Annotated in this window: 15 protein-coding genes; 2 read left to right on the forward strand and 13 right to left on the reverse strand. The window is 69.8% G+C overall.

From position 1 onward, the window contains the following. From QWJ38_RS13870 to purE, 9 genes are all read right to left on the reverse strand, one after another. On the reverse strand, positions 1–1,113 hold the full coding sequence (locus QWJ38_RS13870) for a class I SAM-dependent methyltransferase (RefSeq protein WP_290359674.1): 1,113 nt from the start codon (positions 1,111–1,113) through the stop codon (positions 1–3). Continuing rightward, positions 1,110–3,209: a putative bifunctional diguanylate cyclase/phosphodiesterase gene (locus QWJ38_RS13875; RefSeq protein WP_290359675.1), complete on the reverse strand. Its 2,100-nt coding sequence runs from the start codon at positions 3,207–3,209 to the stop codon at positions 1,110–1,112. Before QWJ38_RS13875 ends, QWJ38_RS13870 begins: the two co-directional genes overlap by 4 nt. Beyond that, the gene (locus tag QWJ38_RS13880; RefSeq protein WP_290359676.1) at positions 3,206–4,042 is read right to left on the reverse strand and encodes a uracil-DNA glycosylase; all 837 of its coding nucleotides are present in this window, start codon (positions 4,040–4,042) and stop codon (positions 3,206–3,208) included. Before QWJ38_RS13880 ends, QWJ38_RS13875 begins: the two co-directional genes overlap by 4 nt. Next, positions 4,039–4,530 (reverse strand): ribosomal protein S18-alanine N-acetyltransferase, encoded by a 492-nt coding sequence (rimI, locus tag QWJ38_RS13885; RefSeq protein ID WP_341850499.1) that lies wholly within the window; start codon positions 4,528–4,530, stop codon positions 4,039–4,041. The genes QWJ38_RS13880 and rimI overlap by 4 nt, the downstream gene beginning before the upstream one ends. Continuing rightward, positions 4,527–5,249, reverse strand: coding sequence for a tRNA (adenosine(37)-N6)-threonylcarbamoyltransferase complex dimerization subunit type 1 TsaB (tsaB, locus tag QWJ38_RS13890; RefSeq protein ID WP_290359677.1), 723 nt, complete (start codon positions 5,247–5,249; stop codon positions 4,527–4,529). Before tsaB ends, rimI begins: the two co-directional genes overlap by 4 nt. 74 nt (positions 5,250–5,323) lie before the next feature. Next, entirely contained in the window at positions 5,324–6,304 is a 981-nt protein-coding gene (locus QWJ38_RS13895; protein WP_290359678.1) for an SGNH/GDSL hydrolase family protein, read from the reverse strand. Between the two features lie 38 nt (positions 6,305–6,342). Then, positions 6,343–7,362 carry an L-threonylcarbamoyladenylate synthase gene (locus QWJ38_RS13900; protein WP_290359679.1) on the reverse strand — a complete coding sequence of 340 codons (1,020 nt, stop codon included), beginning with the start codon at positions 7,360–7,362 and terminating at the stop codon, positions 6,343–6,345. 5 nt (positions 7,363–7,367) lie between these two features. Continuing rightward, positions 7,368–8,537, reverse strand: a complete 1,170-nt coding sequence (locus tag QWJ38_RS13905; RefSeq protein ID WP_290359680.1) for a 5-(carboxyamino)imidazole ribonucleotide synthase — start codon at positions 8,535–8,537, stop codon at positions 7,368–7,370. Then, a complete protein-coding gene (purE, locus tag QWJ38_RS13910) occupies positions 8,534–9,004 on the reverse strand; it encodes a 5-(carboxyamino)imidazole ribonucleotide mutase (RefSeq protein ID WP_290359809.1) in 471 nt (156 codons plus the stop codon). The genes QWJ38_RS13905 and purE overlap by 4 nt, the downstream gene beginning before the upstream one ends. A gap of 130 nt (positions 9,005–9,134) precedes the next feature. Here purE and QWJ38_RS13915 point away from each other — a divergent pair, with 130 nt between their 5' ends. Continuing rightward, the gene (locus QWJ38_RS13915) at positions 9,135–10,088 is read left to right on the forward strand and encodes a tetratricopeptide repeat protein (protein ID WP_290359681.1); all 954 of its coding nucleotides are present in this window, start codon (positions 9,135–9,137) and stop codon (positions 10,086–10,088) included. A gap of 7 nt (positions 10,089–10,095) precedes the next feature. Here the strand turns inward: QWJ38_RS13915 and QWJ38_RS13920 are convergent, their stop codons facing one another. From QWJ38_RS13920 to fba, 3 genes are all read right to left on the reverse strand, one after another. Beyond that, a complete protein-coding gene (locus QWJ38_RS13920) occupies positions 10,096–11,208 on the reverse strand; it encodes a hypothetical protein (protein ID WP_290359682.1) in 1,113 nt (370 codons plus the stop codon). Further along, the gene (locus QWJ38_RS13925) at positions 11,205–12,110 is read right to left on the reverse strand and encodes a phosphoribosylaminoimidazolesuccinocarboxamide synthase (protein WP_290359683.1); all 906 of its coding nucleotides are present in this window, start codon (positions 12,108–12,110) and stop codon (positions 11,205–11,207) included. Before QWJ38_RS13925 ends, QWJ38_RS13920 begins: the two co-directional genes overlap by 4 nt. Positions 12,111–12,198: 88 nt before the next feature. Continuing rightward, positions 12,199–13,263: a class II fructose-bisphosphate aldolase gene (fba, locus tag QWJ38_RS13930; RefSeq protein WP_290359684.1), complete on the reverse strand. Its 1,065-nt coding sequence runs from the start codon at positions 13,261–13,263 to the stop codon at positions 12,199–12,201. Positions 13,264–13,457: 194 nt separating this feature from the next. Between fba and QWJ38_RS13935 the strand changes: the two genes are divergently transcribed. Continuing rightward, positions 13,458–14,480, forward strand: coding sequence for an STAS-like domain-containing protein (locus tag QWJ38_RS13935; protein ID WP_290359685.1), 1,023 nt, complete (start codon positions 13,458–13,460; stop codon positions 14,478–14,480). Positions 14,481–14,485: 5 nt separating this feature from the next. Here QWJ38_RS13935 and pyk read toward each other — a convergent pair whose 3' ends face one another. Beyond that, on the reverse strand, positions 14,486–15,916 hold the full coding sequence (pyk, locus tag QWJ38_RS13940; protein ID WP_290359686.1) for a pyruvate kinase: 1,431 nt from the start codon (positions 15,914–15,916) through the stop codon (positions 14,486–14,488). Positions 15,917–15,937: the final 21 nt, after the last annotated feature.

Consider the following 15,937-nt stretch of genomic DNA (forward strand, 5'->3'; position numbering starts at 1 on the left):
TCACAGCATGTGCGAGCGGTCGCCGGCGGCAAAACCCAGCGCGTCGAAACCGTCGCCGGTGGCGAAACCGATCACCTTGAACAGCTCGCCCATCTCGTGTTCGGCGATCAAGCGGTGCGCCATCGCGCGCTGGCTCAGGCTGGCGGCGGCCAGCAGGTCGATCAGGCCGCAGTTGATCAGGAAGTTGGCCTGGCTGGTGTAGCCGAGCACGCTCAGGCCCTCGTCCTGCCCGGCCAGCGCGATGCCGGTGAAGTTGATGTGGGCGGTGATGTCCTTCTCACCGACCAGCAGCAAGGGATCGGGATCGGCGCGGTGCTGGTGGTGGCACATCAGGGTGCCACCGCTGCGCTGTGGATGGTAGTACTCGGCCTCGGGGAAGCCGTAGTCGATCAGGAAGATCGCGCCGCGGCGCAGGCGCTGGGCCAGGGTGCGCACGAAGGCCTCGGCCTGCGCATGGGTCTCGGTGACCGTGCCGGGCGGGAAGTGGCGCGCATCGTCCGCGGGCAGTTCGATCGGCGGCCGCTGCTCGCTGGGCCGGTCGGCAAAGGCAAAGGACGGCGGCTCGCCGGCCTGCACGACCACACCTCGCTCGGACCAGCGATTGCCGTCGAAGCTCAGCAGCTGCACCGGCATCGCATCGAGCACCTCGTTGCCGACGACGACGCCGTCGAAACGCTCGGGCAGGCGGTCCAGCCACTCCACCCTGTCGCCCCAGGCGGCCAGGGTCTCGGCCTGGCGGCGGCGCAGGCTGCCGGACAGGTCGACGATGCGGTAGCGCGAGATCCGCTCGCCCAGCGCCTGAAGCAGCTGCGCGGCCAGCGCGCCGGTGCCGGCGCCGAATTCCCAGACCTCGCTGCTGCCGGTGGCGTCCAGCGCCTGGCCGATCTGCAGCGCCAGCGCGGCGCCGAACAGCGGCGACATCTCGGGCGCGGTGACGAAGTCCGAGCCCGCGCCGCCGGCGCCGTCCGGCATCAGGCCGAACTTGCGCCGCTCGTTGCTGTAGTAGCCGAGGCCCGGCGCATACAGCGCCAGCGCCATGAAGCGGTCGAAGGGCAGCCAGCCGCCGGCCTGGGCGATCTCGCACTGCAGCAGCTGCTCGAGGGCGGCGCTCATGCGGCGGCACCGTGGCGATGCAGCAGCCAGCGCTCGAACTCGGCCGGCGCCATCGGCGCGCCGAGCAGCTCGCCCTGCATCTCGTCGCAGCCCCAGCCGGCCAGCAGCGCGCGCTGCTCACCATTGCGCACGCCCTCGGCGCTGACGCGCAGACCCAGGCCGTCGGCCATCTGGATGATGGCCTGCACGATGGCCGCGGCGCCGACGTCCGCGGGCAGCTTGGCGACGAAGCTCTGGTCGATCTTCAGCTTGTCCAGCGGCAGCTGGGTCAGGTGCGCCAGCGAGGTATAGCCGGTGCCGAAGTCATCGACCGAGACCGACAGGCCCAGCGCGCGCAGCGCCTTCAGCGTGGCCGGCGCATTGGCGATATCGTCCATCAGCATGCGCTCGGTCAGCTCCAGCTCGATCCAGTGGCCCGGCACATGCAGCTCGCCCAGCACCCGCGCGACGGTGCCGGCGAAGCCTTCCAGATGGAACTGCATGCGCGAGAGATTGACGGCGATCGGCACGGCCGCGATCTCGCGCTGGTGCCAGTCGCGCGCCTGCGCGGCGGCCGAGCGCATCACCCATTCGCCCAGCGCCAGCATCAGCCGGTGGCGCTCAGCGACGTCGATGAAGGCGTCGGGGCTCAAGAGGCCGCGCTGCGGATGCTGCCAGCGCAGCAGCGCCTCGGCGCCGATCAGCGCGCCGTCGGTCGACAGCTGCGGCTGGTAATGCAGCACGAACTCGTCGCGCTCCAGCGCCTGGGCCAGCTCGCTTTCCAGCACCAGCTCGTCATAGGCGTTCTGCGCCAGCGCCGGCTCGAAGAACTGGTAGTTGGCGCGGCCGCGCGATTTGGCCAGGTACATCGCGGTGTCGGCATGCTGGATCAGCTCGTCGGCGCTCTGGCCATGTTCGGGGTACATGGCAACGCCGATCGAGGGCGTCACCGACAGCGCGCGGCCATCGGCGCTGACCGGCACCTCGACCACCGAGAGCAGGTCGCGCAGCACGACCAGCACGTCGCCGTGGCTCTCGACATCGGCCAGCAGCACGACGAATTCGTCGCCGCCGAAGCGGCCGACCAGGTCGCTGGCGCGCAGGCAGGCGCGCAGGCGCTCGGCCACCGTCGTCAGCACCTTGTCGCCCTCCAGATGGCCCAGCGAGTCGTTGACGCGCTTGAAGTTGTCCAGGTCGATGAACAGCAGGGCCAGCGTGTCGGGCTGACGCTTGCCGCCACCGCTGGCGCGGCGCAGCGCCTGCTGCAGCTGCTCCATGAAGGCGGCGCGGTTCAAGAGGCTGGTCAGCGCGTCGTGATGGGCCAGGTGGTGGATGCGTGCCTGCGCGGCGACGCGGTCGCGGATATCGCGCACGATGGTCATGCGCAGGCGCTCGCCCTCGCGCTCCAGCGTGCGGACGATGAACTCGACCGGGATGCGCGTGCCGTCGCGGTGGATGACGGCCGTCTCGTAGCGCAGCTCGCGGCCCTCGGTCATCACGCGGGTGACCTTGGCCAGCTCGTCCTCGGCGACGAAGCTCAGCACATGGCGGCTCAGCAATTCGTCCAGGCTGTAGCCGAGCAAGGCACACAGCGGCGGATTGGCGTCGGTGATCTGACCCTCGCGATGGAACACGATGCCCTCGACGCTGGCCTGCATGAACTTCTCGAGCCGCGCCTCCGATTCGCGCGCGGCACGCTCGGCCAGCCGGTGCTTGCTGATATCGCTGATCAGCACCGAGACGGCGCTCGGCGCGGCGCCGCCCTCGTCCAGATGCGGGACCAGATGGACCTCGAGCCAGCGCGACTGGCCGTCCGGGCCGCTCAGATGGCGCTCGTAGACGGCCGGACTGCCATCGCGCAGCACCTGGTCGACCTGGGGCTGGATCAGCCGGGCCGCCTCGGGCCCGATAATCTCGGCGAAGGTATGGCCCAGCACCGTCTGCTCATCGTGGCCGAAGGTCTGGGCATAGGCGCGGTTGGCGAACAGGCAGCGCTGGCTGGCGGCGTCGTACAGCGCCATCAGCACCGGCACATGGTCGGCCAGCAGGCGCAGCTGGGCCGCCTGCTGAGCGGCCTCGCGCAGCGCCCGCTCGAGCTCGGCCGCGCGATCGTTCATGGCCGCGCCTGCAGGGTCGCGCGGGCCAGGCACAGGTCCTCCCAGGCGCGCGCCTTGTCGGCCAGATTGCGCAGCAGATAGGCCGGGTGGTAGGTGACGATCAGCGGCACGCCCTGGTACTCGTGCACGCGGCCGCGCAGGCGGCCGATCGGCTCGCTGCTGCGCAAGAGCGACTGCACGGCAAAGCGGCCCATCGCCAGGATGATGCGGGGCTGGATCAGCGCGATCTGGCGGTCCAGATAGGGCTCGCACTGCGCCAGCTCCTGCGGTTCCGGGTTGCGGTTGCGCGGCGGCCGGCATTTGAGCGTGTTGGCGATATAGACCTGCTGCTCGGCCGGGCCCTCGCCGCGACCCAGGCCCAGCGCGCGCAGCATGCTGTCCAGCAGCTTGCCGGCCTGGCCGACGAAGGGCTCGCCCTGCAGATCCTCGTTCTCGCCCGGCGCCTCGCCGACGACCATCCAGTGCGCGCGCTCGTTGCCGACGCCGAAGACGGTGTTCCTGCGGCTCTCGCAGAGGCCGCAGGCGCGGCAGCCGGCGACGCTGGCGCGCAGGGCCTCCCAGTCCATCGCGGCGATCGCCCGGCCGCGCTCGTCGGACGAGGCCGGGATGATGGGTGCAGCGGGTGCGGCCGGCGGACGCATCGGCGCGGCAGGCGGTGCCGGCAGCGCGGCCGCCTTGGTGATGGCCGGCGCCGGCCCGGCGACCGGCGCTGCGGCGACGGCCACGTCCGCTTCGGCTTCGGCTTCGGCTTCGATCGCGGCCGGCGGCGTGGCGGCCCAGACCTTCAGGCCCATCGCCTCCAGCATCGCCCGTTGACGCGCGTCCCAGCTCATGCGGCCTCTTCCAGCGCCAGGCTCATCAGCACGGCATCCTCGCGCGGCTGGCCCGGCGGCATCGGGTAATAGGCGCGGCGCAGGCCGACCTCGGCAAAGCCATAGCGCAGATAGACCTGGCGCGCGCGTTCATTGCTGACCCGCACCTCCAGCCACAGCTGGGCGCAGTCCTCGTCGCGGCAGAGCCGGCACAGCGCATCCAGCATCAGCCGCGCCAGGCCGCGGCCCTGCGCTGCGGGGGCGACGGTGATGTTCAGCAGATGCATCTCGTCGACGCCCTTCATCGCCAGGAAATAGCCCTGCAGCCGCTGCTGGGCGTCGCGCAGCACGAAGGCCAGATAGCCGGCCGCCAGCGAGTCGATGAAATTGCCCTGTGACCAGGGCGAGGCATAGGCGTGCTGCTCGATCGCCAGCACCTCGGCCAGATCGCCGCTGCGCATGGCGCTCAGCTGCAGGCCGGCCGTCGCCCGGGGCGCCAGCGCGCTCACGACAGCGCCCGCGCCGCCAGGCGCTCTTCGGTCGTCTGCGCGACCTTGTCGCGCACATAGACCGGCATTGCCGCGGCCGGGTCCAGCGTCTCGCCGCGCGCCCAGGCCTGCTCGGCCAGCACCGCCAAGGCGCGGGCGCGCGAGGCGGTGCGTGGCCAGTGGCGTGCCGGCAGCGGGCCCAACTGGCCGGCAAAGGCGTCCAGCGCCGAACCGGCCAGTGCGGCCGGCGGCTCGGCGCCCCAGTGCGCGCGCAGCGCCGCCGGCGAATACAGGGCCGGCGCGTCGAGCGTCTGCCACCGGCCGGCCGCGTCCAGCGCATAGGCACCGGCATAGATCTCGCCGATGCGGGCGTCCATCGCGACCCAGATCGGCCCGGCCAGCGGCGCGCCGGCGGCCTGGGCCTGCTGGCGCGCGTCCTCGGCGACCAGCATCAGGCTGTCCAGCGACAGCACCGGCTTGCCGGCGCCGAAGGCCAGGCCCTGGACCACCGCGGCGGCGGTGCGCAGGCCGGTGAAGGCGCCGGGACCGCGGGCAAAGGCGATCGCGTCGACATCGGCCAGCTGCAGGCCCGCCCGCGCCAGCAGGGCCAGCGCCTCGGGCACCATGCGCGCCGAGGCCTGCGGCCCGCCCTGCGCCTCGAACAGCTGCAGCCGTGCCGCGCCGCCGAGGCTCAGCGCCATGGTTTCGGTCGAGCTATCGAGGGCCAGCAGCACGGTCATGACGGAAGTGTAGCCTTGGGGCCGGAATGAAAAACCCGGCCGCGCGGGCCGGGTCTGGCTGGAATCCGCTGCGCTTAGAACGGGTTGTTGTGCGCCCGCGTTATCGCCAAGTCGCCGATGCGCCCCTGGCCCACCGGGCTCAGCAGCGTGTCGCTGGCCCACAGCCAGGTGTCGGCGCTGCCGCCGGTGACCAGGGTGTTGGGCGTGCAGTCCTGCAGCGCCACGGTGCTCAGGCAGACCGCGTCGGTGACGTTGACGATGCCGTAGTAGGACGGGTACTTGGTGGCCTGCTGCATCGACTCGTCGACCAGGATCAGGCCGATCATGCGGCCATCGTTGATCAGCTTCAGGCGCATCGCCACATTGAACTGAAGGGTCATGCGGGTCAGCAGCGCGGCGCGGTCGGTGTCCGGCTTGGCGGCGCGCTCCTTCAGCGCGAACGGGGTCAGGCCGACATCGGGCAGGGTCGAAACGATGACGCGGCCGCCGGCCGTCGCGACGCGGTTGACCTGATCGGCCAGGGCCGTGCCGCGCGCCTTGAGCTCGTCCAGCAGCGCCTGTTCACTGAGCGCCGGATACTGGGCATAGACCTCCAGGATGTCGTTGGTGCCGACCATGATGGCGACCAGGTCCTTGTTGCCGAAGGTATTGGTCGAGAAATGCTGATCGATCTTGGTCTTGACGTCGGCCACCTTGGCGCCGGCCGTCGCATACATGATGCCGGTCGGTGCGGTGGTGTTCAGCGGATCGGGGTTGCACTGCGGGAAGACCAGGCCGAAGAAGCTGGCCATTTTCTGCACCCAGATCGGGTTCACCGAGCAGTCGAGCGCGCCGGTAGTCGCGTTCAGGCCGTTGACGCTGTACTTCTTGCCTTCCGGCGTCAACACGCTGGCCTCGTCGCCGAAAGCGATGATGCGGGTTGGTTTGAACGGTTCGATCTGCGAAGTGCCACCGCCGCAGGCGCCCAGCGCGCCCAGCGCCAGCGCCGCCAGCCAGACGCGGCCCTGGCGGCTCCAGCGGCTATAGCGGCCGATGCCGCCACTCAAACTCTTCATGAACACTCCATGCATAGGAAACTCGGTCGTCGTCGTCTTCAGCCCTGCTCGGGCTCGGATGGCAGAAAAGCCGCGGCGGCGCGGGACAGGCGGTCTCTGACCCCGTCCCAGGCGCCGTCCGGCGGCGGCAGTTCGATCCAGATCTCGGTGGCGCCGGCCGCGTCGAGTTCGCGCAGCGCGGCAAACAATTGATGCGCCGCCGCCCGCGCATCGTCCGGCATGCGGCGCGCCAGGGTGCCGGCCGGCAGCTGCTGCGGGTTCGGCACCGAGCGCGAATATACCGCCAGCGTTTTGCCCGCTTGTTTCGCGCCGCCCGCCGCCAGGGCGGCCAGCAGCTGCTCGGTGCCGAGCAGGCGCACCGTCGCATGCGGCGCGTAATGGGCGGCCAGGGTGCCGGAGGCGCGTGGTGCCTGCGCGTCCGGCGAGAGCAAGCGCTCACCTGCGGCGGCTTCGATCTGTGCGCGGCTCAGCACGCCGGGGCGCAGCAGCACCGGGTGGCCGCGGCTGCAGTCGACGATGCTGGACTCGATGCCGACCTCGCAGGCGCCGCCGTCGAGCACGATCAGGCCGGGCTCGAACTCGTCGACCACATGGCGGGCCCGGGTCGGGCTGACGCGGCCGAAGCGGTTGGCGCTCGGCGCGGCCACACCGGGCACGCCCAGCCGATGCGCCTCCGCCAGCAAGGCGCGCGCGACCGGATGTGCCGGACAGCGCAAGCCGATGCTGGTCTGCCCGCCGGCGGCGGCCGCCGCCATGCCGGGCGCGCGCGGCACGATCACCGTCAGCGGCCCCGGCCAGAAGGCCTGCATCAGCCTGGCGGCGGCCGGCGGCAGCACGCTGGCGAAGCGGGCCGCGTGTTCGGCGTCCAGCACATGGACGATCAGCGGATGGTCGGCCGGCCGGCCCTTGGCGGCGAAGATCTGGGCCACCGCCGCATCGTCGTCGGCACGCGCGCCGAGGCCGTAGACGGTCTCGGTCGGCAGCGCGACCAGTTCGCCGGTCGCCAGCGCGGCGGCGGCCTGGGCGATTGCCCGCGGATCGGTTCCGTCCAGCAGCATGCTTGTCAGAGCGCCGGCAGGCCCAGCAGCGCGGCCGCCAGGCCGGCGACGCGCCGGGCCTCGTCGGCGCTGGCCGCGGTGATGTTCAGATGGCCCATCTTGCGACCAGGCCGGGCCGAGGCCTTGCCGTACAGATGCAGATGGGTACCGGGCAGCGCCAGCACCTCGTCCCAGGCCGGCGTGCGCAGCTGACCCGCGGCGTCGAACCAGAGATCGCCGAGCAGGTTCAGCATCACGGTGGGCGAATGCAGGCGCGGCGGGCGCAGCGGCAGCCCGGTCATGGCGCGCACCTGCAGCTCGAACTGCGAGACCTCGCAGGCGTCCAGCGTGTAATGGCCCGAGTTGTGCGGGCGCGGCGCCATCTCGTTGACGACCAGGCGGCCGTCCTGCAGCAGGAAGAACTCGACGCAGAGCACGCCGACATAGCCGATCGAGGCGGCGATGCGCGCGGCCGCGGCGCTGGCCTCGGCCTGCAGCGCGGCGCTGACGCCGGGGGCCGGCACCTCGGTGACGGCCAGGATGCCGTCGCGGTGCAGGTTCTGCTGCAAGGGGAACTGCACGATTTCACCGGCCGCGTTGCGGGCGACGATCACCGACAGCTCCAGCTGCAAGGGCAGCAGCTGCTCGAGCACGCAGGGCACGCGCTTGAGCTCGGCCCAGGCGGCGGCCAGTTCCTCGCGCGTCTTGACGCGGATCTGGCCCTTGCCGTCATAACCCATGCGGGCCGTCTTGAGGATGCCGGGCAGCAGCGCAGCGTCGACCGCGTGCAGCTCGGTCTCGCTGGCGATCACCGCATAGGGCGCGCAGGCGACCTCGCAGGCACGGAAATGCGCCTTCTCGGCCGCTCGGTCCTGGCAGATCGCCACCGCCGCGCCGGCCGGGGCGACCGGGCGGCTGCGGGCCAGGCGCTCGAGCGCCTGCGCCGGCACGTTCTCGAATTCGGTCGTGATCGCCTCGCACCGGGCGGCCAGGCGGTCGAGCGCGGCCTCGTCCAGATAGTCGGCCTCGATGTGTTCGTGGGCGACCAGGCCGGCGGGGCTTTGCGGATCGGGGTCGAGCACGACGGTGCGGTAGCCCAGGCTTTGCGCCGCGTGGACGAACATGCGGCCCAGCTGGCCACCGCCCATCACGCCCAGCGTGGCCTGGCCGGGCAGCAGGGGCTTGACGCCGCTCATCCGACCAGATCCTGCGTCATCGCGCGCGCCGCCTCGGTCTGGCGGGCGCGGAAGGCGGCCAGCTTGTCGCCCAGGCCCTGGTCGCCGGCGGCGGCCAGCATCGCGATCGCGAACAGCGCCGCATTGCCGGCGCCGGCGGTGCCGATCGCGAAGGTGGCGACCGGCACGCCCTTGGGCATCTGCACGATCGAATGCAGCGAGTCGACGCCCTGCAGATGGCGGCTGGCCACCGGCACGCCCAGCACCGGCACGAGCGTCTTGGCGGCCAGCATGCCGGGCAGGTGGGCGGCGCCGCCGGCGCCGGCGATGATCGCGCGCAGGCCGCGCCCAGCTGCGCTCTCGGCATAGGCGAACATATCGTCCGGCATGCGGTGCGCCGAGACCACCTTGGCCTCGAAGGCAACGCCGAACTCGGCGAGAATGTCGGCGGCGTGCTTCATGGTCTCCCAGTCGCTGCTGGATCCCATCACCACGCCAACCAGGGGGGAGGCGTTCTGTTGCACGTCCTGCACGGCTCGCTCCGAAAGGCTGGAAAGCCTTGAATTGTAGGTGGCTTGCCGCCATCTGCCCTTGTCACCACCGGAAACGTGCCCCGTCATGATCGACATCACCCTACAAAATTTCGAAGCCGAGCTGATCATCGCCTCGCAGACGCGGCCGGTTCTGCTCGACATCTGGGCGCCCTGGTGCGGCCCCTGCAAGCAGCTGGGCCCGGTGCTGGAAAAGCTGGAAGTCGCCTATGCCGGCCGCTTCACGCTGGCCAAGCTGAACAGCGACGAGGTGCCCGAGATCGCCAGTCAGCTGAGCCAGATGTTCGGCGTACGCTCGATCCCGTTCTGCGTGATGTTCGCCGGCGGCCAGCCGGTCGACGGCTTCGTCGGCGCGATCCCCGAGGCGCAGATCCGCGAGTTCCTCGACAAGCATGTGCCCAGCGGCGAGATGCTGGAGGCGGCCGAGAACGTCGCCGAGGCCGAAGAGCTGATCGCCGACGGCGATCTGGAGGCGGCGCTGGCCAAGCTGGCCCAGGCGGTCGAGGCCGACCCGGCCAACGAGGCCGCGCGCTTCGACTATGTGAAGGCGCTGCTCGAGCTGGGCCTGCTGCAGGACGCCAAGAGCGCCTTTGCGCCGGTGGCTGTGCGCGCCGCCGACACCATCACCCCGCATGCGCGCTTTGCCGCCCTCGGCCACTGGATCGCCGCGCTCGACCGCGCCAACGCCGGCCTGGACCCGAGCGCGCTGCAGGCCGCCATCGCCGCCAACAAGCGCGATTTCGAGGCCCGCTTCGCGCTGGCCCAGGGTCACTTCGCCGCCCAGCGCTTCACCGAAGCGATGGAGGAGCTGCTGGAAATCATCATGCGCGACAAGGCCTGGAACGGCGAGCTCGCCCGCAAGACCTATGTCGCCATCCTGGAGCTGCTCAGCAAGCCCGCCCCGAAGGCGCAGACCGCCGAGGCCAAGGGAACGCTGGAACTGGCCGGCAAGGCTGTCATGCCGGCCAGCGATCCGCTGATCGATCAGTATCGGCGGAAGTTGAGTATGGCGTTGTTCTGAACGCTGGCTACCGCGGGCGCAGGCCCAGATCGGCCAGCGCCGTCGCCCAGAGGGCCTGCTGTTCGGCGAACTCGGCCCACGAGGCGGCCGCCTTGGCAGCATGGCGGCCGGCATTTTCCGCGTCGCCGAGCGCCGTATAGACCTGCGCCAAGCGGCTATGGGCGGCGGCTCGGTCGTCCACATCGCAGTCCGGATCGAGCTCGACTTCGGCCTCCGCCTCGCGAGCCTGTTGCAAGGCCTGCTCCGGCTGCTCGCTATTGACACGGCACCAGGCCAGATCGGCCAGCAGACTGCTGCCCAGGCGCGCCAGACCGGCCGACATCGCGTGCGGCAGATGCGCCTCGAACAGGCTGCGCGCCTCGGCAAACTCGCCCTCCAGGGTCAGGATCTGCGCGCGCAGGATGGGCGTCAGATCGGGCCGCACCGAGCCGCCGACCGCCTGGTCGTAGTTGCGGATCGAATCGACGCCCAGCAGCATGCAGTGGTCGCCTGCGGCATTGGACGAAAGTGAATCGCGGCGCATCTGGGCAACCCGCATCTGCGCCGTGTTGTACATCAGCGCCGAAAGCGAGGCCTCGTCGCCCTCCGCCTGAGCATGGAAGCGGGCCTTCGCATTCCAGGCCTGGGCAATCTCGACCTTGCCGGTCAGATGATGGGCCAGACCCATCACCGTGCAGAGCCGGAAACGCGCGGCATGATGATCAATGCCGGCCTGGTCGTCGCAGATCCGCGCGTGTGCGATCAGTTCCTCCAGATCGTGCCGGACATAGGCCAGCTGCGCCAGCCAGGCCGAGCAGAGCGCGGACAGTTCGCGTTGACCGACCGATTGGGCGATCACCTGCGCCCGCGCGACCTTCTGCTGAGCTGCTCCACCGAAATCGGTGTAATAACTCATCAACCCCTCCGCAAAATGCAGCCAGGCGGCAAGCTCCGGATGTGGATGCTGGACGGCCAATTGGTGCAGCGCCGTCAGTTGGCCACGGGCCTCGTTCATCTGCCCGTGACGGGCCAGCAGCAGGGCGCGCTGGACCTTCAGGCAGGCCGCCTGCAGCGGCGAGGACGACGCAGCGGCGAGCTCGGCCTCGAGCCGCTTCAGCAAACGGCTCTTGATCGGAGTCATGACACCACGGTCAGGCGCGTCAGCGCCTCGCGGTATTTGGCGGCGGTCTTTTCGACCACCTCGGTCGGCAGCGCCGGCGCGGGCGCCGTCTTGCCCCAGGGCTTGCCATCCACGCTTGCCTGCTCCAGCCAGTCGCGCAGGAACTGCTTGTCGTAGCTGGGCGGATTGGCGCCCACCGCATAGCTCTCGGCCGGCCAGTAGCGCGAGGAGTCCGGCGTCAGCACCTCGTCCATCAGGGTCAGCGTGCCGTCGGCATCGAGGCCGAACTCGAACTTGGTGTCGGCGATGATGATGCCCTTGCTCAGCGCGTAATCGGCCGCGCGGCGATACAACGCGATCGAGATCTCGCGCACCCGCTCGGCCAGTTCGCGGCCGATGATGGCGACGCAGCGCTCGAAATCGATGTTCTCGTCGTGATCGCCCATCTCGGCCTTGGTTGCCGGCGTGAAAATGGGCTCGGGCAGCTTGCTCGCATTCTGCAGCCCCGGCGGCAGCTTGACGCCGCAGACCTCGCCGCTTTGCCGGTATTCGGCCCAGCCGCTGCCGGCCAGATAGCCGCGCACCACCGCCTCGATCGGCAACGGCTTCAGGCGCTTGACCAGCATCGAGCGATCGCGCACCTGCGCCTTGTCGGCTTCGCCGCTCACGACCGACAGCGGGTCCTCGCCGGTCAGGTGGTTCGGCACGATGCCGGTCAGCTTGTCGAACCAGAACAGCGCCATCTGCGTCAGCAGCGCGCCCTTGCCCGGAATCGGCTCGCCCATGATGACGTCGAAGGCCGAGATCCGGTCCGAGGCAACCATCAGGATGCGATCGTCGCCGACCGCATAGTTCTCGCGCACCTTGCCGCGGGCGATCAGGGGGAGCGAGGTCAGCGAGGAGGTGTGCAGGGCAGCGGTCATGATCGGGCGTGTGGCGGGGGCAGGACAGGGATTTTAGGGCGTGAAAAAGCCCGCCGAAGCGGGCCTCGCAGCAACGCTCTCCGCCGACTTACTGAACCACCTGGGCCAGCTCGCCGCGCGAATAGGCGGCGGCCACGTCGACCAGGCTGCGCGGCTTGATCTTGGCGGCCTGACCCTCGCAGCCGAACTGCAGATAGCGCGCCTTGCAGACCAGCTTGGCGGCCTCGCGGGCCGGCTTCAGCCATTCGCGGGCGTCAAACTTGTCCGGGTTCTCCGCCAGGAACTTGCGCACCGCACCGGTCATCGCCAAGCGGATGTCGGTGTCGATATTGATCTTGCGCACGCCATGCTTGATCGCTTCCTGGATCTCCTCGATCGGCACGCCGAAGGTCTCCTTCATCTTGCCGCCGTACTGGTTGATGATGGCCAGCAGTTCCTGCGGCACGCTGGACGAGCCGTGCATCACCAGGTGTGTGTTCGGGATGCGCTTGTGGATCTCCTTGACGCGGCCGATGGCCAGGATGTCGCCGGTGGGCTTGCGCGAGAACTTGTAGGCGCCGTGGCTGGTGCCGATCGCGATCGCCAGCGCATCGAGCTGGGTCGCCTTGACGAAGACGGCCGCCTCCTCGGGGTCGGTCAGCAGCTGGCTGTGGTCCAGCTTGCCCTCGGCACCGATGCCGTCTTCCTCGCCGGCCTCGCCGGTTTCGAGATTGCCGAGGCAGCCCAGTTCGCCCTCGACGGTGACGCCGACCTGGTGCGCCATCTCGACGACCTTGCGGGTCACCTCGACGTTGTAGTCGAAGCTGGCCGGCGTCTTGCCGTCCTCCATCAGCGAACCGTCCATCATCACCGAGCCGAAGCCCAGGTCGATGGCGCCGGCGCAGACCTTGGGGCTGGTGCCATGGTCCTGGTGCATCACCAGCGGGATGTGCGGGAAGGCCTCGACCGCCGCCTGGATCAGGTGCTTGATGAAGGGTTCGCCGGCGTATTTGCGGGCGCCGGCACTGGCCTGCAGGATGACCGGCGCGCCCACCTCGTCGGCCGCGGCCATCACGGCCTGCACCTGCTCGAGGTTGTTGACGTTGAAGGCCGGAATGCCATAGCCCTGTTCGGCGGCATGGTCCAGCAGTTGGCGCATTGATACGAGAGCCATGAAAGTCCCCGGAAGTTGAAAAATCTCTTCGTGCGCAGCCTACTCCGGATCACCGCCGTAACCGCGCCGTAACTGCATCTGATTCTAGCGGCGCCCTCGGGTTGGACTCTGTTGCGGCCCCTTGTTCGAGCATTTAGGCTGTCGGCGGACTTTTTTCCAGAGCCAGGCGAGCCGGGCCTGGAGCCCTTCCCCGCATGACACGCCTCGCCCTCGACCAGCTGACCCTCTGGATCACCGCCGCCGCCCGCGAACATTCGCACGATCTGGCCGCCCATCTGCATGAGCGCACCGGCGCCAGCCCCCGCGCCTGCGTGGCCGCGCTGCGCCGCCTGGTCGACGCGCAGTGGCTGGTTCGCAGCGGCACGCCGCGCCGGCCGGTCTTCGCGCCCGGCGCACTGCGCCAGGTCGCGCGCAGCTACACCTTGCATGGCCTGCAGGAGGACCTGCCCTGGCAGCGCGACTTCGCGCCGCATTTCGAGCTGCCGCCGCATGTGGCGCGGATGATCCAGCATGGCTTCACCGAGCTGGTCAACAACGCGGCCGACCACAGCGGCGGCTCCAGCGTCACCGTCTCGCTGCGCCAGACGCCCAGCTATGTGCAGCTGCTGGTCTCCGACGACGGCTGCGGCGTCTTCGACAAGATCTGCTCGGCCTTCCACCTGCCCGATGCCCAGCACGCGATGCTGGAACTCAGCAAGGGGCGCCTGACCAGCCAGCCCGAGGCGCATACCGGCCGCGGCCTGTTCTTCAGCTCGCAGCTGGCCGATGTGTTCGACATCCATGCCAACAACACCGCCTTCCAGCGCCGCGCCTGGGAATCGAGCTGCGGCTGGCAACCGGGCCGCCCGCTGCCGCGCCAGGGCAGCTCGATCTATATGGCGATCGCGCTGGACACCAGGCGCACGCTGGACCAGGTGCTGCAGGCCTGGAGCATCGCCGGCGACGGCATCGCCTTCGACCAGACGACCATCCATCTGCAGATGCTGGCCGGCCCGGGCCAGGCGCTCGATTCGCGCGCCCAGGCGCGGCGGGTGGCCGCGCGCCTGCCCATGTTCAAGCGCGCGGAGATCAGCTTCGCCGGCGTCGACGACGTCGGCCATGGCTTCGTCGACGAGCTGTTCCGCGTCTTCGCGCGCGCCCATCCGGCGGTCGAACTGCAGCCGACGCAGATGACACCGCGGATCGCGGCCCTGGTGCAGAACGCGCGCGAAGGCTGAGGGTCTCAGGCCACCCGGCAGACCTTCAGCATATTGGTGCCGCCCGGATAGCCCATCGGCTCGCCGCAGGTGATCGCATAGGTATCGCCGGGCATCAGCGCGCCCTGCTCGATCAGCAGACGCTCGGCCGCCGCCAGCGCCGCGTCGCGGTCCTCGTGCTTGGGCATCAAGAGCGGCCGCACATTGCGGTACAGCGCCATCTTGGTCTGGCTCAGCGGCTGCGTGGTCAGCGCGAAGATCGGCACATTGATGCGGTGCCGGCTCATCCACAGCGCGGTCGAACCCGATTCGGTCAGCGCGACGATGGCCTTGCAGCCCAGGTGGTAGGCGGTGAACAGCGCGCCCATCGCGATCGACTGGTCGATGCGCCCGAACTGGCGACCGGTGAAGTCGGTGTCGAGGTTTACGAACTCGGCCCGTTCGGCCTCCAGCGCGATTGCCGCCATCTGCTCGATCGTCTCGACCGGAAATTTGCCCGCCGCCGTCTCGGCGCTGAGCATCACCGCGTCGGTGCCGTCCAGCACTGCGTTGGCGACGTCGCTCACCTCGGCGCGCGTCGGCACCGGGTTGACGATCATCGACTCCATCATCTGCGTGGCGGTGATCGCCACCTTGTCCATCTCGCGCGCCATCTTGATCATGCGCTTCTGCAGCGCCGGCACGGCCGCGTTGCCGACCTCGACAGCCAGGTCACCGCGCGCGACCATGATGCCGTCGCTGGCCTTCAGGATCGCCTCCAGATGCGGGATCGCCTCGTAGCGCTCGATCTTGGCGATCATGCCGGGCTTGTGGCGCCAGGGCTCGCCGGCCACATTGGCCAGCTGGCGCGCCATCTCCATATCGGTGGCGTTCTTGGGGAAGCTGACCGCCAGGTACTCGCACTGGAAGGACATCGCCGTCTTGATGTCCTCCATGTCCTTGGCCGTCAGCGCCGGCGCCGTCAGGCCGCCGCCCTGCTTGTTGATGCCCTTGTTGTTGGACAGCTCGCCGCCCAGCTTGACGGTCGTGTGCACGGCCGCGCCCTTGACCGCCTCGACGGTCAGCACCAGCAGGCCGTCGTTCAACAGCAAGGTGTCGCCCGGCTTCACGTCGCGCGGCAGCTCCTTGTAGTCGAGGCCGACGACCTCCTCGTTGCCGAGCTCGGTGCGATCGGCATCGAGCACGAAGGGCCGGCCGTTGACCAGCTCGATCTTGCCGTTCTCGAACTTGCCGACGCGGATCTTCGGCCCCTGCAGATCGGCCATGATGGCCACCTGCTTGCCGGCGGCGCGCGCCGCCTCGCGCACCATGCGGGCGCGGTCGATATGGTCCTGGGCCTTGCCATGCGAGAAGTTCAGCCGCACGACGTCGACGCCGGCTCGGATCATGCGCTCCAGGATCTCGGGGGAAGAGGAAGCCGGCCCGAGGGTGGCGACGATCTTGGTGGCACGGGTCATGAAGGCACTCGCTGAAATCCG

Source organism: Roseateles violae (genome assembly GCF_030410485.1).
Taxonomy (GTDB): Bacteria; Pseudomonadota; Gammaproteobacteria; order Burkholderiales; family Burkholderiaceae_C; genus Roseateles_D; species Roseateles_D violae.